Genomic DNA, 18903 nt, shown 5'->3' with positions numbered 1-18903 from the left:
GAAGCGGCATGTTGGGAGCGGAACGTGGGGGCTGGGGGCAGCACGTGCGAGGCGCGAACGCCCATCCCCCCAGTCCCCGCTTCGGCCTGACGGTCGGCATCACGGGTCACCGGGCGGAGGCCCTGCCGGCGGAGTTGCTCGGAAGCATCGAGGGGCGCCTCGCGCTTGGACTCGACCTCCTGAAGGACCAAGCACTCGCGGTGTTCGAGCGTGAAGCTGCGTTCTTCACCGACGAGGAGCCCGTGTTCACCCTTGTGTCGCCCCTGGCCAGCGGGATCGACCAGATGGCAGCCGCGATCGCGCATGAACGCGGGTGGGGTCTCCAGGCCGTGCTCCCCTTCGAGGCGCGTCCCTACCGTACGGACCAGCGCCACTCGGACGACGAGCTCTTCGACCGCCTGCTTTCCGAAGCCCGCTGCCTGCTGGAACTGCCGGGCGATCCCCAAGACCCGGTGGACGCCTACGTCATGGCCGGGCGGGCAACGGTGGCGCACTGCGATCTGCTGGTCGCCGTGTGGGACGGGCTTCCGGCCCGCGGACGAGGCGGAACGGCCGAAACGGTGGACCTTGCGCTGCTTCGGGGAACGCCGATCCTCCATATCCCCGTCGACCCCCAGCAGGAGCCCGCCTTCCTTTGGGCGGCGTTCGACCCGACAGTCATCACCCATGTCGGCAATCGCGGCGCCGGACGGCCTGCGAACGCGGCGGAACTCCAGCGGGTACTCGGCGCGCTGCTGGCTCCACCGCCCTCCGAGCAGGAGCGCAAGTTCGTTCGTCGTTTTCTCAGCGAGCGGGAGCGCCGTGGCCGGCTGCGGATCGAATATCCGCTGATGATGATGCTGGCCGGCGCGCACCGACTGACAAGGCAGGACGTTAGTGCCCGTCCCGCGCTCGAGGCGATCCGCTCCGAATGGCAGGGCTACCGCGAAGACTGCGTCGAGCGCCACGGGGTCAGTGCTCCGCTGGAGACGCTGGAGGAGGCGTACGGGTGGGCCGACCGGCTCGCTACGCACTTCGCGCAGACTTATCGCAGCGGCCACGTGTTCAACTTTATCCTAGCGGCTGTCGGGGTCCTGATCGGCCTGTCGAGCCTGGTGCTCGACACGGCGCCCTTGCCATTCGCGGTGGCCGAGTTCGTGACGGTGCTGGCCGTGGTCGTGAATACGCTGGTGGGCTCCAGGCGGTGCTGGCACCAGCGCTGGCTGGACTACCGGCAACTCGCCGAGCGCTTGCGGCCCATGCGCAGCCTGAAACTCCTGGGAATCGCTGGTCCCGATCCGCCGGGCGACGCGGCGGAGCCCGTCGCGCGTCGCTGGGTGGACTGGTATGCGGCTTGCATCTGGCGGACGCTCGGCTGCCCTGCCGGGCGCCTGTCACGCCCTTCCGTCAACGCGCTCGCACAAGCGGTCTCGGCGCGGGAGTTCGAGCCGCAGATCGCCTACAACCTGCGGGCCGCTCAGCAGGCCGAGCGCTTCGACGGCCGCCTCGAGGTTTTTGGCCTCGGCTTGTTCATGGCCACGGTGCTGATCACCTTGGCGACCATCGTCGCACTGATCACGGGTGCCGACTGGGTGAACACCTATTCAAACCTGACGCTGTTCCTTTCTGCCGGCCTTCCGGCCGTCGGCACCGCGATCTTCGGGATTCGGGTTCAGGGCGATTATGGCGCGCTGGCCGCTCGGTCCCGGAACACTGCGAGCCTCCTCGAACGCATCTCCGCAGAGCTTCGCTCGACCGACGACCTCCCCCGGGCGGCAGACCTCGCCGAGCACGCCACCCGGGTCATGCTGGCGGATCTTGGCGAATGGCGGCTGGTGAACGAACTGCACGAGCTTTCGCTAGGCTGACGTCAACGCTAAAGCGCAGCTGTGCCGATCTTCCGACTGTTTCTCGCGCTTGCCGCGATGGTGATTGCCGCGCCTGCAACGGCTTACTGGGACTATGGTCACCGCAGCGTCGCCACGATCGCGTGGGAAGCCGTCCGTCCGGAAACTCGCGTCCAGATCCGCAGCCTGTTGCGCTACGAAGCGTTACTGGACACGCCCGATTGTCCGGTCCGTAGCCTCGAGGATGCCAGCGTCTGGCCGGACTGCATCAAGCCGCTCGGTGATCGGTTCAACTACGCGAGCAGCTGGCATTATCAGAATGTCGACATCTGCAAGCCATTCGACCTGAAGAATGCCTGCAAGGACGGGAACTGTGTCTCCGCGCAGATCGAGCGCTCCGCACGTCTGCTGGCGGACAGGACCGTGCCGCGGCGCGAGCGGCTGCAGGCTCTAGCCTTCCTTGCCCACCTGGTCGGCGACCTGTCCAATCCGATGCACGCCGGGGACCGCGGGGACCGGGGTGGCAACGACGTGGCCGCCAATTACGGCCTCATCGGCGGACGAACAAACCTCCACAGCATCTGGGACGGTTACCTGGCGGAACGGGCGATCACCACTCCGCCCGGTGGCGCACGCGGTCTCCTTGGCGGCGTTTCAGCAGCGGAGCGGACGGCGCTCGCCGGGGGAACGGTTGAAGACTGGAGCCGCCAAAGCTGGGCGGCTGCCCGGGATCTCGCCTACACGTCGCTCATCGGGGATCCTTGCGGCCCGCTTCCCAAGGAACGACCGACCCTGACCGAAGCAGATGTCCGGGCTCTGATCCCGCATGTCCGCCGGCAGGTGATCGTCGGCGGCTTGCGGCTGGCACGCCTGCTCGACGAAGCTCTGGTCCAAGGCAAAGCTCCCGGCCAGCGCGAGCGCCGCTAGCTGTTTTAAGAGCCGACCCGTCCTGGTGGTCGCCGGCACGCCACCTCGGACGATCATCCATCGGATTTCTCCTTGGGCGGCCGTCCGCGCTTGACCGGCCGGGGCGGGTCGAGCCGGATACCCCGCTTCTGCAAGGCCTCACGCAGGAGGCACTCGATCTCGGCATTGGCGGAGCGCAGGTTGGTGGTGGCGCAGCGCTCCACGGCCGCCCACAAAGCGGGATCGATGCGTAGCGGAAAGGCCTTGCGCTCCGCCATGGCTCTTACTGGTAGAGGCTGCCCGTATTCACCACCGGCTGAGTGTCGCGCTCGCCGCAGAGCACGACCATCAGGTTCGACACCATTGCGGCCCGGCGCTCGTCATCAAGATGGACCACGTCCTTCTCCGACAATTGCTCCAGCGCCATCTCGACCATGCCGACCGCGCCTTCCACGAGCGTCTTGCGGGCCGCAACGACCGCCTGCGCCTGCTGGCGGCGAAGCATCGCCCCGGCAATCTCCTGAGCATAGGCCAGATGGGTGAAGCCGCATTCGTCCACGGTAATCCCCGCCACGGCAAGCCGGGCATTGAGTTCGGTGCGCAACTCCAGGCCGACCTCGTCGTGGTTGCCGCGCAGCGTGACTTCGAGATGTTCGAAGTCGTCGTACGGGTAGCGCGAGCCAATCGTCCGGATGGCAGCTTCGACCTGGACGGTGACGAACGCCTTGTAGTCGTCGACGTCGAACAGCGCCTGGGCCGTGTCCACGACGCGCCAAACGATCTGCGCCGCCATCTCGATGGGGTTTCCGCGCAGGTCGTTCACCTTGATCCGGTCGGAGATGAAGTTGTTGGCCCGCACCGACACCTTCTGCCGCATCAGCCACGGCAGAACCCAGCGCAGGCCGGTAACCCGATCCGTTCCCCGATAATCGCCGAACAGGGTTATCGCCGCCGCCTGGTTGGGCTGGAGCATGTAGAAACCGCACAGGATGAACACGAGCAGGAACGGCGCAACCACGACGGCCGCGATCTGCAGCGCACCATGATTGTCGCGAACCAGGCTGACGATCCCGTATACCTGCAGCGCGACCGCCAGCACGAGAAGGAGCAGCATGATGTAGCCGCTCGAAGTTGCCGCGCCCCGCTCCCGGCTCGCATTCAGGTGAACCATGCCCCTGTCGTCCATCTTTGCCTCCATAATCTGATATCATAGTTATATGGTGTGCGCGGGTGATGCAACTGGATTCAGCGGTGGCGAAAGAAGCCGACGACGGCTAGGGCGCCGGCCATGACAAGCTGGCGCCTGGTGATCCATGGGGGCTGCGGCGCGATGCGCCTGCGGCCGGAAGAAGAACGGGCTGGCCTCGCGGGCCTCAACGATGCACTCGATGCGGGCAGCCGGCTCCTGCATCGCGGAGGGTCGGCAATCGATGCCGTTGAAGCTGCGGCGCGGGTGCTGGAGGACGATCCGGCCTTCAATGCCGGCCGGGGAAGCGTCCTGGCCCACGACGGGCATATCGAGCTCGATGCCGCGATCATGGACGGGCGCTCGCGCTCGGCAGGCGCGGTAGCTGGCCTCCGCAGGGTGCGCTCACCGATCTCCGCGGCGCGCGCGGTCATGGAGAATAGCCCACACGTCCTGCTGTCCTTTGGCGGAGCCGAGGAGTTCGCGCGCGAACAGGGGCTGGAATCGGTGGACCCTAGCTGGTTCGAGATCCCGGAGCGCCGTGGTCAGCTGGAGCGCGTACTGAAATCCGGCGGCGGCTTCGACGCGGACGTGAAATTCGGAACGATCGGCGCAGTGGCCGTGGACGTCCACGGGCATGTCGCCGCCGCCACCTCGACGGGCGGGCTGACGGCCAAGCGCTGGGGCCGAATCGGCGACTCGCCCCTGATCGGCGCTGGAACCTACGCGGACGACCGTGCGGCCGCAGTGAGTGCAACTGGAAGCGGCGAGTATTTCATTCGCGCAGCCGCGGCCCACGAGGTGGCCGCCCGGATCCGAATGCTTGGCGAATCGCTTCAACAGGCGATTGATGCCGTTCTGCAGGACATACAGTCGCTCGGCGGCACGGGGGGGCTTATCGGCGTGTCACCGGATGGCGACGCTGCCTGGGGCTTTACCACGGCCGGGATGTACCGTGGCCGCGCCGATGCAGAGGGACGCGAAGTCGCAGTTCACGGAGCGGCAACCTAGGTCACCATCGACTGCAGCGTCTCGACACGGTCGGCTTCGTGCGCGGGCTTGTCGCGGCGGATGCGGCTGATCCGGGGAAAGCGCATCGCCAGGCCCGAGCGATGGCGCTTCGACAGGTGGATCGAATCGAACGCCACCTCAAACACCAGGCTCTTCTCCACTTCACGGACGGGCCCGAAGCGCTGCACCGTATTGTTGCGGACCCAACGATCGAGCCAGCGGAGCTCCTCGTCGGTGAAGCCCATATAGGCCTTGCCGACCGGCAGCAGCTCGCCGTCGTCGGCCCAGCAGCCGAACGTGTAGTCGCTATAGAAGCTGGACCGTTTGCCTGACCCGCGTTGCGCATACATGACCACGCAATCCGCAATCAGCGGATCGCGCTTCCACTTGTACCAGTGGCCGACGCGCCGCCCTGCAACGTAGGAGGAGTCGCGCCGCTTCAGCATCATGCCTTCGATGGATGCATCGCGCGCTCCGGCCCGGATCTCCTCCAGCTGCTCAAAGCTGTCGGCTTCGATCAGCTGGGACAGGTCGAAGCGCGATGAATCCAGGGTCGGAACGAACGCTTCCAGTCGCGCCCGCCGCTCTGTCCAGGGCCGCTCCCGCAGGTCTTCGTCGCCCTCGAACAGCATGTCATACAGCCGCACGAATGCCGGATATTGCTCCTGATGCCTGGCGCTGACGACCTTGCGCCCTAGCCGTTGCTGGAGCGCGTTGAAGCTTGCCGCAGCCCCGCCATGTTCGTCTGCGCCTTGCCCTGCGCCGCGCACGAGCAATTCCCCGTCTAGCACTCCCGCGCTGGCGAAGGCTGCGGCGATCTCGGGAAAGCTGCGGGTGATGTCGTCCCCGGTTCGGCTGTAGAGTCGGGTCTCGCCGCCGGCCCGAACCAGCTGCACGCGGATGCCGTCCCACTTCCACTCCGCCGCATAGTCCGAAAGCTCGACGGCGCCATTCTCCAACGGGTGGGCGAGCATGAAAGGCCGGAACACCGGCACATCGCGAGCCGTGGGCTGGCCCGCGCGCCCCTCGCCCCAGTCGAACAGGGGGATGTAAGGCGGAGCGAGCCCGTGCCAAACCTCCTCCACCGCTTCCACATCGACGCCGAACGCATCCGCAAACGCCTGTTTGGCGAGCCGAGCGCTGACGCCGACCCGAAGTTCACCGGTGGCGAGCTTCAGCAGGGCGAACCGGCCCGACGCGTCGAGATGGTCGAGCATGCCCGCCAGCACCGCGGGCGCATCGGAACGACTGGCGGAACGCAGTCGCGCCACGGCTTCCGCGATGCCGATGGTGCCGTCGTCCACTTCCGGGGGTTCGCCTTCCGGAACCGGCCACAGCAGCGACACCGTCTCCGCCAAGTCGCCGACGTAATTGTGACTCATGCGAAGGAGCAGGGGATCGACCCGTTCTTCGGCGAGGCCCCTGATCACCGCGCTCTTCACAGCCGGGATGTCCAGCGCGCCTGTCAGTGCCGCAAGGGCGATACCGCGATCGGGATCGGGCGTGCGCTTGAGGTAATCGCCGATCAGCTTCAGCTTGGCGTTGCGCGACCGGGTGTAGACCAGCGCATCGAGGAGCTGCGAAAAGTCGCGCATGCCCGCTTAATGCCCGAGATTGGGCAGCGGGTCCGTAACGATCAGTGCATCCGCACTGCAATGGCCGCGAGGATCGTCTGACGGTCCGCGGACGACCCGCTTGCCACTGCATCGGCAGCATGAGCGAGGCATCCAGGCACCGTTACCCGGCAGCCGGGGAGAAGCGCCATCTGCGCCGTCCGGCCGGCCAACCCTTCCAGCGCAGAGAGCCCCGCGCGGCCTGCTTCGTCGCGGATCGCATCCATGCGGCGGTGCATGTCGAGCGGCGAGAGGCGGTCCGCGCGGGTGCGAATCTCCGCGAGGCGGGCACCAAGATCGTGGCGGAGCTGATCGAGCGACTCGGGCATGTTCACCCTCCGTTGACTTGCCGATGGTCAGCCAGGAGCCTTAACGAAGGCCTAAGGCCTTGAGGTGACTTCGCGATGAGAGCGGAATGACGATCCCGCGACCTTGACAGCGCAGCTCGTGCGCGTCATTGGGGCGGCCGACCTGAGCGGCGCTTTTGCCGCTCTTTTGTTTTGCAGATATTCGGGACTGGAACGATGGCCAAGCCGGCAACCGTCAAGATCAAGCTCGTCAGCACGGCCGACACCGGCTTCTTCTATGTGACCAAGAAGAACCCGCGCAACCAGACCGAGAAGCTGACCTTCCGCAAGTATGATCCCGTCGCGCGCAAGCACGTCGAGTTCAAGGAAGCCAAGATCAAGTGACCTCACGCCCCTGAAGTCCACGCCGGGCTCCGGCCCGGGATCCAGCACGGATCGCCGCGGGAGCGGCACACGGGCGCTTCGGCGCCCGTTTCCGTTGCAGCCGAGCCTAAACCCCGGCCCTTGCCGGCTCCTTGCGCTCCAGCAGCGCGGTGACCTCTTCGACGAACCGCACGACCGAGATCGGCTTCGAGACATAGGCCTGGGCGCCCGCGTCCCGGACCCGCTCCTCATCTCCCGCACCAGCGTAGGCGGTCACGGCCATGATGGGCACATCGGCGAGGTTCGCGTCTCCCCGCACCTGCTGAATCAGCTCCAGTCCCGTAACGTGTGGCAATTGGATGTCGGTAATGATCAGCTCCGGCCTGAACGCCTGCGCCCGCTCCAGTGCGATACGGCTGTCGGTCACCGCTTCGGGCTCATGGCCGTGCGCGGCGAGCAGGTCGCAGAACAGCTTGATGTTCAGCGCATTGTCCTCGACAACCAGGATCCTGGCCAAGCAACTGCTCCCCGATACACGATAACAACATAGGCGATGATGCGAGCCGTCACAAACGAGCCCGAGGCACTGGTGGTTGCGTTGCAGGCGCTGGGTGCCACATTATCGGACGATCGGCGTGCCCAGCGCCTCCTCGACATGAGCGGGATTGATCCTTCGGACCTGCGCCAGAGAGCCAGCGATCCGACCCTCCTCGCCGCCGTCCTGCGCTTCCTGGAGGCGCACGAGCCAGATCTCGTGGCGGTCGCGGAAGAGATTGGGCGAAAGCCGGAGGAACTGGTGGCGGTCAGGACCGCTCTCGAGGCATGAACCGTCCCCTGCTGATTTCCGACTGCGATGAAGTGTTGCTGCACATGGTCAGCCACTTCGCAGACTGGCTTGGCGAAGAACACCGGATCACATTCAGTCTCGACCAACCGGATTTCAGCAGGGCGCTGACCTTTGCCGAGGACGGCGCCCCGGTACCAGCCGAGCGGGTCTGGCCCCTGCTGGAAGGCTTTTTCCGCTCCGAGATGCACCGTCAGACCCTCGTACCGGGAGCTGTCGAGGCGCTCGGCCGGATTGGAGAGGTGGCGGACATCGTCATTCTGACCAACCTTGGCGACGAGGCCCACGCCTGGCGGGTCGATCAGCTGAGTCGCCATGGCATCCGCCACGAAGTGGTCTGTAACCGGGGCGGCAAGGGCGAGCCGCTCAAGTCCATCGTCGAGCGGCATGGGGCCACGGCGAGCCTGTTCGTCGACGACCTCGCCGCGCATCACGCCTCGGTCGCCAAGCACAGCCCGGAGACGTATCGACTGCACATGATTGCGGAGCCGAGGCTCGCTGCGGTCATTCCGCCAGCTGAACATGCGCATGCGCGGATCGACGACTGGCCGACCGCGACCGAATGGATCCTCGACCGCTTCAAGGACGCAGCATGAACAAGACCGCACTTATAACCGGGGCAACGGCGGGCATCGGCGCCGCTTGCACCCGCCTGTTCATCCGCAACGGATGGCGGGTCGTCGGCACCGGCCGAAGGGGCGACCGGCTTCGCCAGCTCCAGGAGGAGCTTGGGAGCGCTTTCCTGCCGTTGGAGCTGGACATGCGGGACATTCCCGGGGTGCGGGAGCTCGCCCGATTGGACGCGCCCTGGGGTGACATCGACCTGCTGATCAACAATGCGGGGCTCGCCCCACCGATGGCCGACCTGCAGGATGCGGAGTGGGAGCAACTCGAGACGGTGCTGCAGACCAACATCAGCGGCCTCGTCGCGCTGACCAATGCGCTGCTGCCGAAGCTGATCGCGCGCAAGGGGGGCATCGTGAACCTGTCGTCCGTCGCAGGCAGCTATCCCTACCGCGGCGGTGCCGTGTACGGCGGGACCAAGGCTTTCGTCCGACAATTCTCCCTCGCGCTTCGGTGCGATCTCGCCGGGACGGGCGTGCGGGTCACGTCCATCGAACCCGGCATGGCGGAGACGGAGTTCACGCTGGTCCGCACGGGGGGTGACCAGGCGGCTTCCGACAAGCTCTACTCCAACATGGACCCGATGACGGCGGAGGATCTGGCGGAAACGATCTGGTGGGTGGCGACTTTGCCCCCCCATCTCAACATCAACGCGCTGGAGCTGATGCCCACGACCCAGAGCTTCGCCGGGTTCACGGTGACCCGGAAAGACTAGGCAGTTGCGCTCACGCTGAGCTTGTCGAAGCGTGGTCCCAACACCTTCAACGTGCTCAAGGTGAGCGCTGAAGGGTTGACCGCGCGCACGGCAGCGTATTCAGCAACCCCCATGAGCATCGACAATCGCCTTGCCGAAATTGGCATCACCCTTCCCGAACCCGCCGCCCCTGTCGCGGCGTATGTCCCCGCCGTAGAGGTGAACGGCCTCCTCCACATCTCAGGCCAGATCAGCTTTGCCGAGGATGGTAGTCTGATCAAAGGGCGGCTAGGCGAGGACGTGGACCTGGACGGCGGCTACCAGGCCGCACGGCGCTGCGGGATCATGCTGCTGGCACAGATGAAGGCGGCGCTCGGCTCGCTTGATCGGGTCGAGCGAATCGTGAAGCTCGGCGTATTCGTGAACTCGGCTGGGTCCTTCACCGACCAGCCCAAGGTCGCCAACGGCGCCTCCGAGCTGATGCAGGAGGTCTTCGGGGAAGCCGGGCGCCACGCCCGCTCGGCCGTCGGCGTGCCAGTCTTGCCGCTCGGCGTCGCCGTCGAGGTGGATGCGGTCGTCGCCGTCCGGCGCTGATCCGCTCGACCCCGGACCCAAGGGGTTCGCGCACCGGGGGCTGCATGCCGGCCCGCCGTTCCCGGAGAACAGCCTCCTCGCCTTTGCCGTCGCGCTGGAGCTCGGCGCCGGGATCGAGTGCGACCTGAGGCTGACTGCGGACCGCCGGGTGCTGGTGTTCCATGACGCAGACGCGTGGCGGATGTGCGGCAGCCCGATGGAGATTGGCCGGTCGACCTACGCTGAGCTGGCTCGCCTCCATGTCGGCGAACACCCGATCCCGGCGCTCGAAAGCCTGCTCCACCTCGTTGGGGGCCGCGTGCCGCTACTGCTCGAGGTCAAGGTCGAGCGCGATCTGTGGCGGTGGGTGCCTGCCCTTCGGCGGGCGCTGGCCGGTTACGAAGGCGCGTTCGGGATCATGAGCTTCGATCCCCGACTGATGCGGCTGATGAAGACCAACCTTCCAGCGGTGCGGCGCGGATTGGTAATGCCCGATGGGTGGACCCGGTGGAAGCGCCGCGTGGCGCTGTGGCTCGCCGACCCGGACTTCCTGGCGGTGGAGACCAGCGCTGCCGCTCGGCCGTGGGCGCAGCGAGAGCGACGCCGGCGGCCGGTCTACAGCTGGACCGTGCGCACGCCGGATCAGCGGAAAGCACTGGCGGATCAGGTGGATGCGCTTATCTGGGAAGGCGATGGCCGACCGTGAGTCCGAGATCATTGCCCGCCTCGCTCCCGGAGTCGGCTCTGTGCCCACAGCCGAGTGGGATGCATTGGCAGGTCCAGCTGACCCTTTCCTCAGCCACGCTTTCCTGACCGCCCTGGAGGAATCCGGCAGCGTCGGGGACGGGACAGGCTGGTCGCCGCTGCCGATCCTGATCGAGGAAGACGGGCGGGCTGTTGCCGCTGCCCCGGCCTATCTCAAGAGCCACAGCCAGGGCGAATATGTGTTCGATCACGGCTGGGCCGACGCGTGGCAGCGTGCCGGGGGTGAGTATTACCCCAAACTACAGATCGCCGTGCCGTTCACGCCCGTTCCTGGACGCCGACTGCTGGGAGAGCGGCCGCAGGCGGTGCTGGCCGCGGCGGAGGCGGTCGTCGAACAGAACGGCCTCTCCTCAGCGCATGCGACCTTCATCGCAGAGGACGAGGTCGCGGTGTTCGAGGATCGCCGCTGGCTGATCCGCGACGGGATCCAGTACCATTGGCGCAACCGCGACTACGGCAGTTACGAGGACTTCCTCGGCGCCCTGTCGAGTCGCAAACGCAAGGCCCTACGCAAGGAGCGCGCAACCGCCCGCGAAGGACTGGAGTTCGTGGCCCTGCGCGGCGGCGAGATCCGGCCCCGCCACTGGGACGCGATGTGGACCTTTTATCAGGACACTGGCAGCCGAAAGTGGGGTCGCCCTTACCTGAAGCGCGCGTTCTTCGACCGGATCGGCGAGACCATGGGCGACCGCGTCCTGCTGTTCCTGGCCCTGCGCGACTCACAACCGATCGCGGGCGCGCTGAACCTGATTGGCACCCATGCCCTGTACGGTCGCTACTGGGGCTGCACCGAGGACGTGCCGTTCCTCCACTTCGAACTCTGTTATCATCAAGCGATTGACTGGGCGATCGCGCACGGCCTGGCCGAGGTCCAGGCCGGCGCGCAAGGCGAGCACAAGCTTGCCCGAGGGTACGAGCCGGTCCTGACCCGATCCGCCCACTTCATCCCCAACCCGAGCTTCCGCGAAGCCGTGGCGCGCTACTTGGCAGGCGAGCGGCTCGCCATCGCCCAGGAGATCGACGCGATGCGGGACGACCTCCCCTATCGAAGGGGCTGACGTTCCGGCTGTCGGGTCAAGACTTCCGGTGCACCGGTCATTTTGACGCTCTAACGCCCGCTTTAGGAGTGCTCATTCGCTTGGCCACTCCAGGCCGAGGGCAGGTCAGGAACCGGGAGAGCTTCGATGAACGCGAACAAAGCCTTATGGGAAAAGGGCGACTTCACCCGCCTTGCCGCAACCATGCGGGAGAGCGGGGATGAATTGATCGAGTCAGTTGGCGTCGCGAAGGGCATGGAAGTGCTGGACCTTGGATGTGGTGACGGCACGACGGCTGTTCCGTCCGCCCGGCGCGGCGCCAACGTGCTGGGCGTCGACATTGCCGAGAACCTTGTAGCGGCAGGCAACGCCCGGGCGCGGGAAGCTGGCCTCGACAATCTTCGCTTCATCGAAGGTGATGCCAGTCGCCTCGACGACCTCGCCGACAGCCGCTTCGACCTGGTGGTCAGCATCTTTGGCGCCATGTTCGCGCCGCGCCCCTTCGATGTTGCCAAGGAGATGGTGCGGGTGACACGTCCGGGCGGACGAATCGTCATGGGCAACTGGATCCCCGCCGACCCGACGCTGGTCGCACAGATTCTGAAGATCAGTGCAGCCTACGCTCCACCGCCTCCCGAAGGCTTCATAAGTCCGGTCACCTGGGGCTTGGAAGAGAATGTGCGCGAGCGATTCGGTGCTGCCGGCATCCCGCCCGCGCAGATCTCGTGTGAGCGCGCGACCTATGTCTTTCGTCACCCCGGCCCACCCTCGGAGTTCCTGTCGACCTTTCGGCGATTTTATGGCCCTACGATGAATGCCTTCGAGGCAGCGGCGAAGGATGGCCGGGATGGACAGCTGCAATCCGAGCTCGAGGCATTGTTCGAGAGCCAGAACCAGGGTGGACCGGAGCGAACGGTCATTCCTGCCACTTATCTGAAGGTGACGGTCCGCAAGAGCTAGGATCGGGCGCAAACGAAAAGGCTCGCCGGATCGCTCCGGCGAGCCTTTCCGCCCTCGCGTATTCGCGAGCTTATTCGGGCTGGAGCGGCGACAGGTTCACTGCCGCCGTCTTGCCGCGACGATCGACTTCGAGTTCGAACTCGAGCCGGTCGCCTTCGTTGAGGCTGGGCATGCCCGCGCGCTCAACCGCCGAGATATGGACAAACGCGTCCGGCTGGCCGTCATCACGCTGGATGAAGCCGAAGCCCTTCATGGCGTTGAAGAACTTCACCGTACCACTGGCCTTTTCGCCGGTCAGCTGACGCTGCGGGCCGCCGCGGTCGCCGCCGGCACCGGCGCCTGCGCCACCGCCACCACGCTCCACCGCCATCGGCTCGCCGTCGATCTTGAGGTTGGTCGCCGAGATGCGCCCGCCGCGGTCCACCAGCGTGAACTCGAGCGGCTGACCATCGGCCAGGTCGGTGAGACCGGCCTGCTCGACCGCCGAAATGTGGACGAACACGTCTTCGCCGCCATCATCGCGGACGATGAAGCCGAAACCCTTTTGCGGATTGAAGAACTTCACGACGCCCTTGCCCTCGCCAACGACCTGGGGAGGCATGCCGCCACCACCACCGCCGCCGCCGCGGAACCCGCCGCCGCCACCGCCGAAGCCGCCTCCGCCGCCACGGAAGCCACCGCCTCCGCCGCCACCGTAGCCGCCACCACCGCCGCCGCCGAAGCCGCCACCACGGTTGTATCCGCCGCCGCCGCCGAAGCGATCGCCGCCACCACCAAATCCGCCGCGGTCACCGAAGCCGCCGCCACCGCCGAAGCGGTCGCCGCCTCCACCACCGCCGCCGTAGAAATCGTCGCCGCCGCCGAAACCGTCGCGCTTGTCCCGACCGCGCCCACCGCGATCACCCTTACGCCCTCGATCGTAACCCATGCCCGTCCAAACTTCCTCGGCCCAAAACTACAAATCCAAACCAACGCGCTGGGCTCAACGGCGCAACCGGTCATGGCGCGAAGGACGCACCGGCGGCGGAGAATACAGGAAAATTCTCCGACTCACCAGCCGATTCCATGGCGTCACCGGCAAGCAGGGGTTAAGCGGGTCCCGTGCAAGGGCGGGCGAGAGCCTGCCAAAGGCTGTCGCAAGGAGCAAAATGGCGATCCATTTCCATGAAGAAGACTTGCCCTCGGCCGACCTGTTCGGGCCGGGTCCGATCGCCGTTGACACGGAGGCCATGGGCCTGGATCCGCACCGCGACCGGCTCTGCCTGGTCCAGTTGAGCGACGGCCGGGGCGACGAGCACCTGGTCCGATTCTCCCCCGGCAGCGACTATGCCGCGCCCACCCTTAAGGCACTCCTCGGCGATCCGGGACGGCTCAAGATCTATCATTTCGCGCGCTTCGACATCGCGATCGTGCAGCATTATCTCGGCATCATGGCGGCGCCGTTGTTCTGCACCCGTACCGCGTCCCGCCTGGTTCGGACCTACACCGATCGGCATGGCCTGAAGGAACTGGTGAAGGAGATGCTCGGCCAGGAAATCTCCAAGCAGCAGCAGTCCAGCGACTGGGGCGCGCCGGAGATCAGCGACGCGCAGCGTGATTATGCAGCCAGCGACGTGCGCTACCTTCATGCCCTGATGGAAAAGTTCGAGGAGCGGCTGGCCCGGGAGAACCGGCGCGAGCTAGCGCAGGCCTGCTTCGACTTCCTCCCGCACCGCGCACGCCTGGATCTCGCCGGCTGGCCGGAGCAGGACATCTTCGCCCATGTCTGAAGCGGCGATCCGTGAGCGTGAAACCAAGCGGCACTGGGCCGAGCCCGGGAGCAAGCACGACGCGCTGGTGAAGGCTGCCAAGATCGGCCTGCCCAGCGCAGTCGGCGTGCTGGCCGCCTTTCTGCTGACGGCGCCGCTTACCAAGAACACGGAAGTCAGCTTCATCCTCGACAAGAATGAGGTCGAGACCGCACCCGAACGCATGCGCGTCGAAGCTGCCCGCTATCAGGGGCGTGACGACAAGGGGCAGCCCTTCGAGATCAGCGCCACCCAGGCGATACAGCAGAGCAGTGACGAGCCGATCGTCAACATCCGCGGAATGCTGGCCAGGATGGGGCTGGCCAAGGGACCAACCGAGATCCGGGCGGGCCAGGGTCGGTACAACCTCGACCGGCAGAGCGTCACCGTAGTCGGGCCGGTCCGGGTCAGCGGTCCGGAAGGCGAGCAGCTGATCACTCGCGACGTCGATATTGACCTCAAGACCCGCACCGTCGCGAGCCGCGGCCCCGCCGTCGCGCGGATGCCGGTTGGGCAATTCCAGGCCGGTCGGATCCAGGCGGACCTAGGCGATAAGACCGTTGCGGCCGAAGGCGGGGTGCGCGGTCGCGTCGAACTCGGCACCTTCGCCGCGCCAAGGGCGCAGGCCAACCTCGAGGATCGCACCGTAACCCTCGATGGCGGCGTGCGGTTGAAAATCACGCAAGGGGCCGTCAGATGAGCCGCATGGGGCGCAAGTGGATCCTGTCGGCCGCGGTGACGGCATCTCTCGGGCTGGCCGGCATGGCCTATGCGCAGAATGCCGGCGTGTCGGCGCTGCAGGGGCACAATTCGGATGCGCCGATCGACGTCGCGGCAGATCGCATCGAGGTCCAGGACCGCGCCGACCGCGCGCTGTTCGTGGGCAATGTCAGGGTGAAGCAGGCCGAGCTTACCTTGGATACCGAGCGGCTGACGGTGGCCTACACCAACGAACAGGGCGTGCAGATCCAGCGGCTTGACGCGGCCGGGGGCGTCACGGTGCGCTCTCCGTCCGAAACCGCGCGCGGGAACTTCGGCATCTACGATCTCGACCGGCGGCTGATCACCCTGGTGGGCGACGTGCAGCTGGTGCGCGGCGGCAGCCAGGTGAACGGACAGCGGCTGGTGATTGATCTCGATAGCGGCCGCGCGGTGATCGACGGCGGTCCTCGGGGCGTGAACCAGGCCGGCGGACGCGTGACCGGCCGCTTCCTGCCGCCGCAGCGCAACAAGACCGGCAGCTAGATTCGTGAACGACGTCAGCACCATCGGTCTTCCTTCCGGCACCGTCGGAACCGCCGTTCGTGGCCTTGACGTTCATAATATTGCCAAGTCGTATGACAAGCGTGCGGTCCTTCATGACGTCAGCCTGAGCGTCAGCCGCGGCGAGGTGGTGGGGCTGCTTGGACCCAACGGAGCGGGCAAGACGACCTGCTTCTATTCGGTCATGGGCCTGGTGAAGCCCGATGCCGGGCGCATCCTGCTCGACGGCCGCGACATCACCAGCCTGCCCATGTACCGGCGCGCAATCCTGGGGCTCGGCTACCTGCCGCAGGAAACCAGCATCTTCCGCGGCCTGACCGTCGAGCAGAACATCATGGCCGTGCTGGAAGTCGCGGAGCCGGACAAGGTGATGCGCAGGGAGCGCCTGGAGCAGCTGCTGGGCGAGTTCGGGCTGACGGGCTTGCGGGAATCGGCGGCGATGGCGCTGTCGGGCGGCGAACGGCGGCGCTGCGAGATCGCGCGAGCGCTGGCCGCCGATCCGTCGATCATGCTGCTGGACGAGCCGTTCGCCGGCATCGACCCCATCTCCATCGCCGACATCCGGGACCTGGTGAAGGAATTGAAGGGCCGCGACATCGGCGTGCTCATCACCGATCACAACGTCCGGGAAACACTCGATATCGTCGACCGTGCCTGCATCATCTATGACGGGCAGGTCCTGTTCCAGGGTACTCCTGAGGCCTTGGTCGCGGACGCGGACGTCCGACGGCTGTACCTCGGCGAGAGCTTCGCGCTGTAGGAGACGGCGCAATGGGCCTGGGACCCGGCCTTCAGCTTCGTCAGTCCCAGTCGCTGGTGATGACCCAGCAGCTCCAGCAGGCCATCAAGCTGCTGGCGCTCTCCAATCTCGAGGTCGAAGCGGTGATCGCAGAAGAGGTCGCCAGGAACCCGCTGCTGGAGATGCGCTCGGGAGAGGGCGGCGACTCGGTGGTTGTCCGCGAGGACCGGGAAACCGGCGACGACGCCCCCGATCCGCAAGGCGCCGACGAGCTGGCGAGCCGGGGCGAGGAGGCGCTCGACACCGACTGGCAGGCTAGCGCACTGGAGACGGACAGCAGCTACGAGGTCGCTGGCGGCAGCGGGGGAGAGGACGCGTTCGACTTCGACCGGCTGGCGGCGTGCGAATCGGGGCTGTGCGAGCATCTGATGGCGCAGTTGCATGGTGCTGGCGGGGTGGAGGGGCGCGTGGCTGAAGCGATCGTCCACGAGCTTGAGGAGACGGGATACCTGTCCACGCCGCTCGGCGATATCGCAGAGGCGCTCGGCGTATCGCGCAAGGAAGCGGAAGCGGGGCTCCGCTTGGTGCAGTCGCTCGATCCGCCCGGGATCGGCGCGCGGAGCCTGTCCGAGTGCCTCGCGCTGCAGGCCAAGGCCGCCGACCGGCACGATCCGGCGATGGCGCGGCTGATCGACAACCTGGACCTGCTCGCCAAGGGACAGATGGCGGCCCTGAAGCGCATCTGCGGGGTTGATGACGAGGATCTTGCCGACATGGTTCGGGAACTGCGCGCCTATGATCCGAAGCCCGGCTGCCGCTTCGCGCCCGAGCCCGACAGTGCGCCGGAGCCGGACGTGATCGTGCGCCGGTCCGGAACCGGCTGGACGGTCGAGCTCAATCCCGCGACCCTGCCCAAGGTGCTTGTCAACCGCCGCTACTATGCCGAGCTCAAGTCCGGGCCGCAGGACAAGCAGAGCCGCGCCTGGCTCAGCGACTGCCTGGCCAGCGCCAACTGGCTGACCCGGGCGCTCGATCAGCGGGCCCGGACGATCATGAAGGTCACGACCGAAATTGTGAAGCAGCAGGAAGGCTTCTTCCGCGAGGGTGTGCGCGCCCTCAAGCCGCTGACCTTGGCGAAGGTCGCCGAAGCGATCGAGATGCACGAATCGACCGTTAGCCGGGTGACCTCGAACAAGTATCTTCTGTGCGATCGTGGCCTCATCGAGTTGAAGTACTTCTTCTCCTCGGGCGTCGCGGCAGATAGCGGCGACGGCGCCTCGGCGGAGGCGGTCAAGGCCGCCATCGGAAAGCTGGTTGCGGAAGAGACGGAAATCCTGTCGGACGATGCGCTGGTCGACCTGCTGAAGAGCCAGGGCTTCGATCTCGCCCGGCGGACTGTCGCCAAGTACCGCGAGGCGATGGGGATCGGTTCGAGCATCCAGCGGCGGCGGCAGCGTGCGATTGCGGGCAAGGCGGCCTGACCGACGCGCTCCCGCTGAGCTTGTCGAAGCGCGAGCACCAACCCTTCGACAGGCTCAGGGTGAGCGCCCCTTCGGACCTACCCCAGAACCAAACGCGCCCAGACCGGCAGATGATCGCTCGCCCGGCGGGCCGCTTCGCTGTGGTGCACACCCGCGGCTTCTATCCGCAGTTCCTTACCCACCATGATCCGGTCCAGCGGCGCGACGGGACGACGTGCATGGAAGCTGGGTCCGGTCGGGGCGATCCGGAACGCGCCGTCGAGATCCTTGAGGCAGCCGGCGGCGGATCGCCACTCGTTCGTGTCGCCCATCAGCACGGTCGGCATCTGCTGCGATCGCTTGCCGACCGCTTCGACGATGGCCTTCATCTGCCGTCGGCGCCACAGGCCGGACAGGTCGAGGTGCAGGCCGATCACGCGGAGCGGCCGGTCGTTGATCAGCAGTTCGGCCATCACCGCGCCCCGCGGTTCCAAGGTCGGCAGCTCGAGCGCCGCCACGTCGAGGATGCCCACGTGCGGCTTCACGAGGATGGCATTGCCATGCCAGCCCAGGCTGCGCGTATCGACCTTCAACAATTCGTCGACCCGGCGGCGAAGGGCCATGCCGTCCAGCATTCGTCGGTTCCTCACGCCGAGGGCCACCGGACGGTAGAGGCCATGGTCGTCGATCAGCTCGTGCGGCACCGCCGACCCGCGCCCCCCAAAGCGCTTGTCCGCTTCCTGCAGTGCGACCACATCGGCATTCACTTCGCGAAGCACATCGAGCACGCGCAGCGGATCCCGCCGCCGGTCCGTCCCGATCGCCTTGCGCATGTTGTAGCTGGCGACGGTGATGGAGCGGGGAGTCAAAGGACGGGAACCTGCCTCGGTGAGAGTGTCGGCCACTGAAGGGCGAAAGCGAGCATTCGTTCAGCAGCGGCCCTG

At 66.5% G+C, this 18903-nt stretch carries 23 protein-coding genes; 16 read left to right on the top strand and 7 right to left on the bottom strand.

The features are described 5' to 3' along the window. Positions 1 to 8: 8 nt before the first annotated feature. Both JT720_RS05880 and JT720_RS05875 read left to right on the top strand, forming a co-directional pair. Positions 9 to 1847: a DUF4231 domain-containing protein gene (locus JT720_RS05880; protein ID WP_205480007.1), complete on the top strand. Its 1839-nt coding sequence runs from the start codon at positions 9 to 11 to the stop codon at positions 1845 to 1847. Between the two features lie 57 nt (positions 1848 to 1904). Further along, positions 1905 to 2753: a S1/P1 nuclease gene (locus tag JT720_RS05875; RefSeq protein ID WP_237219786.1), complete on the top strand. Its 849-nt coding sequence runs from the start codon at positions 1905 to 1907 to the stop codon at positions 2751 to 2753. A 53-nt stretch (positions 2754 to 2806) separates the two neighbouring features. Here the strand turns inward: JT720_RS05875 and JT720_RS05870 are convergent, their stop codons facing one another. Beyond that, positions 2807 to 3010 carry a type II toxin-antitoxin system antitoxin gene (locus tag JT720_RS05870; RefSeq protein WP_205480006.1) on the bottom strand — a complete coding sequence of 68 codons (204 nt, stop codon included), beginning with the start codon at positions 3008 to 3010 and terminating at the stop codon, positions 2807 to 2809. Positions 3011 to 3015: 5 nt separating this feature from the next. Further along, positions 3016 to 3918, bottom strand: coding sequence for an SPFH domain-containing protein (locus JT720_RS05865; RefSeq protein WP_237219662.1), 903 nt, complete (start codon positions 3916 to 3918; stop codon positions 3016 to 3018). 102 nt (positions 3919 to 4020) lie between these two features. On the opposite strand from JT720_RS05865, the gene JT720_RS05860 reads away from it, so the two are divergent. Beyond that, positions 4021 to 4929 (top strand): isoaspartyl peptidase/L-asparaginase family protein, encoded by a 909-nt coding sequence (locus JT720_RS05860; protein WP_205480005.1) that lies wholly within the window; start codon positions 4021 to 4023, stop codon positions 4927 to 4929. Here the strand turns inward: JT720_RS05860 and JT720_RS05855 are convergent. Next, on the bottom strand, positions 4926 to 6524 hold the full coding sequence (locus tag JT720_RS05855) for a cisplatin damage response ATP-dependent DNA ligase (RefSeq protein WP_205480004.1): 1599 nt from the start codon (positions 6522 to 6524) through the stop codon (positions 4926 to 4928). The two genes, JT720_RS05860 and JT720_RS05855, sit on opposite strands and share 4 nt — an antisense overlap. 41 nt (positions 6525 to 6565) lie before the next feature. Continuing rightward, positions 6566 to 6871 (bottom strand): hypothetical protein, encoded by a 306-nt coding sequence (locus JT720_RS05850; protein WP_205480002.1) that lies wholly within the window; start codon positions 6869 to 6871, stop codon positions 6566 to 6568. A gap of 195 nt (positions 6872 to 7066) precedes the next feature. Between JT720_RS05850 and rpmG the strand changes: the two genes are divergently transcribed. Beyond that, positions 7067 to 7234, top strand: coding sequence for a 50S ribosomal protein L33 (rpmG, locus tag JT720_RS05845; protein ID WP_192585310.1), 168 nt, complete (start codon positions 7067 to 7069; stop codon positions 7232 to 7234). A gap of 106 nt (positions 7235 to 7340) precedes the next feature. On the opposite strand, the gene JT720_RS05840 is transcribed toward rpmG, so the two are convergent. After that, the gene (locus JT720_RS05840) at positions 7341 to 7721 is read right to left on the bottom strand and encodes a response regulator (protein ID WP_205480214.1); all 381 of its coding nucleotides are present in this window, start codon (positions 7719 to 7721) and stop codon (positions 7341 to 7343) included. Positions 7722 to 7766: 45 nt separating this feature from the next. On the opposite strand from JT720_RS05840, the gene JT720_RS05835 reads away from it, so the two are divergent. The 7 genes from JT720_RS05835 (at position 7767) to JT720_RS05805 (ending at position 12710) form a co-directional block, all read left to right on the top strand. Then, entirely contained in the window at positions 7767 to 8039 is a 273-nt protein-coding gene (locus tag JT720_RS05835) for a DUF3572 family protein (RefSeq protein WP_205480000.1), read from the top strand. Further along, the gene (locus JT720_RS05830) at positions 8036 to 8653 is read left to right on the top strand and encodes an HAD family hydrolase (RefSeq protein WP_205479999.1); all 618 of its coding nucleotides are present in this window, start codon (positions 8036 to 8038) and stop codon (positions 8651 to 8653) included. The genes JT720_RS05835 and JT720_RS05830 overlap by 4 nt, the downstream gene beginning before the upstream one ends. Next, the gene (locus tag JT720_RS05825) at positions 8650 to 9396 is read left to right on the top strand and encodes an SDR family NAD(P)-dependent oxidoreductase (protein WP_205479997.1); all 747 of its coding nucleotides are present in this window, start codon (positions 8650 to 8652) and stop codon (positions 9394 to 9396) included. The genes JT720_RS05830 and JT720_RS05825 overlap by 4 nt, the downstream gene beginning before the upstream one ends. A gap of 111 nt (positions 9397 to 9507) precedes the next feature. After that, positions 9508 to 9969 carry a RidA family protein gene (locus JT720_RS05820; protein WP_205479995.1) on the top strand — a complete coding sequence of 154 codons (462 nt, stop codon included), beginning with the start codon at positions 9508 to 9510 and terminating at the stop codon, positions 9967 to 9969. Further along, the gene (locus JT720_RS05815; protein ID WP_205479994.1) at positions 9944 to 10654 is read left to right on the top strand and encodes a glycerophosphodiester phosphodiesterase family protein; all 711 of its coding nucleotides are present in this window, start codon (positions 9944 to 9946) and stop codon (positions 10652 to 10654) included. The genes JT720_RS05820 and JT720_RS05815 overlap by 26 nt, the downstream gene beginning before the upstream one ends. Continuing rightward, positions 10641 to 11771 (top strand): GNAT family N-acetyltransferase, encoded by a 1131-nt coding sequence (locus JT720_RS05810; RefSeq protein WP_205479992.1) that lies wholly within the window; start codon positions 10641 to 10643, stop codon positions 11769 to 11771. Before JT720_RS05815 ends, JT720_RS05810 begins: the two co-directional genes overlap by 14 nt. Positions 11772 to 11897: 126 nt before the next feature. Continuing rightward, on the top strand, positions 11898 to 12710 hold the full coding sequence (locus tag JT720_RS05805; RefSeq protein WP_205479991.1) for a class I SAM-dependent methyltransferase: 813 nt from the start codon (positions 11898 to 11900) through the stop codon (positions 12708 to 12710). Positions 12711 to 12780: 70 nt separating this feature from the next. Here the strand turns inward: JT720_RS05805 and JT720_RS14005 are convergent, their stop codons facing one another. Next, positions 12781 to 13638 carry a cold-shock protein gene (locus JT720_RS14005; RefSeq protein WP_205479990.1) on the bottom strand — a complete coding sequence of 286 codons (858 nt, stop codon included), beginning with the start codon at positions 13636 to 13638 and terminating at the stop codon, positions 12781 to 12783. Between the two features lie 220 nt (positions 13639 to 13858). Here JT720_RS14005 and JT720_RS05795 point away from each other — a divergent pair, with 220 nt between their 5' ends. Genes JT720_RS05795 through rpoN form a run of 5 tightly spaced genes read left to right on the top strand, consistent with a single transcriptional unit; the run spans position 13859 to position 17980 of the window. Next, positions 13859 to 14479, top strand: a complete 621-nt coding sequence (locus JT720_RS05795; protein ID WP_205479989.1) for a ribonuclease D — start codon at positions 13859 to 13861, stop codon at positions 14477 to 14479. Continuing rightward, the gene (gene lptC, locus JT720_RS05790; protein WP_205479988.1) at positions 14472 to 15197 is read left to right on the top strand and encodes an LPS export ABC transporter periplasmic protein LptC; all 726 of its coding nucleotides are present in this window, start codon (positions 14472 to 14474) and stop codon (positions 15195 to 15197) included. The genes JT720_RS05795 and lptC overlap by 8 nt, the downstream gene beginning before the upstream one ends. A gap of 5 nt (positions 15198 to 15202) precedes the next feature. After that, entirely contained in the window at positions 15203 to 15742 is a 540-nt protein-coding gene (locus JT720_RS05785; RefSeq protein ID WP_205480213.1) for an LptA/OstA family protein, read from the top strand. Between the two features lie 4 nt (positions 15743 to 15746). Continuing rightward, a complete protein-coding gene (gene lptB, locus JT720_RS05780) occupies positions 15747 to 16520 on the top strand; it encodes an LPS export ABC transporter ATP-binding protein (protein ID WP_205479987.1) in 774 nt (257 codons plus the stop codon). An 11-nt stretch (positions 16521 to 16531) separates the two neighbouring features. Next, on the top strand, positions 16532 to 17980 hold the full coding sequence (rpoN, locus tag JT720_RS05775) for an RNA polymerase factor sigma-54 (RefSeq protein ID WP_205479986.1): 1449 nt from the start codon (positions 16532 to 16534) through the stop codon (positions 17978 to 17980). Between the two features lie 77 nt (positions 17981 to 18057). Here the strand turns inward: rpoN and JT720_RS05770 are convergent, their stop codons facing one another. Beyond that, entirely contained in the window at positions 18058 to 18864 is an 807-nt protein-coding gene (locus JT720_RS05770) for an endonuclease/exonuclease/phosphatase family protein (protein WP_336511945.1), read from the bottom strand. Between the last annotated feature and the right edge of the window lie 39 nt (positions 18865 to 18903).

Origin of the sequence: Sphingomonas arenae, assembly GCF_016924655.1 — a bacterium.
GTDB classification, from domain to species: domain Bacteria; phylum Pseudomonadota; class Alphaproteobacteria; order Sphingomonadales; family Sphingomonadaceae; genus Sphingomicrobium; species Sphingomicrobium arenae.
This window is presented reverse-complemented; position numbering and strand designations above follow the sequence as displayed.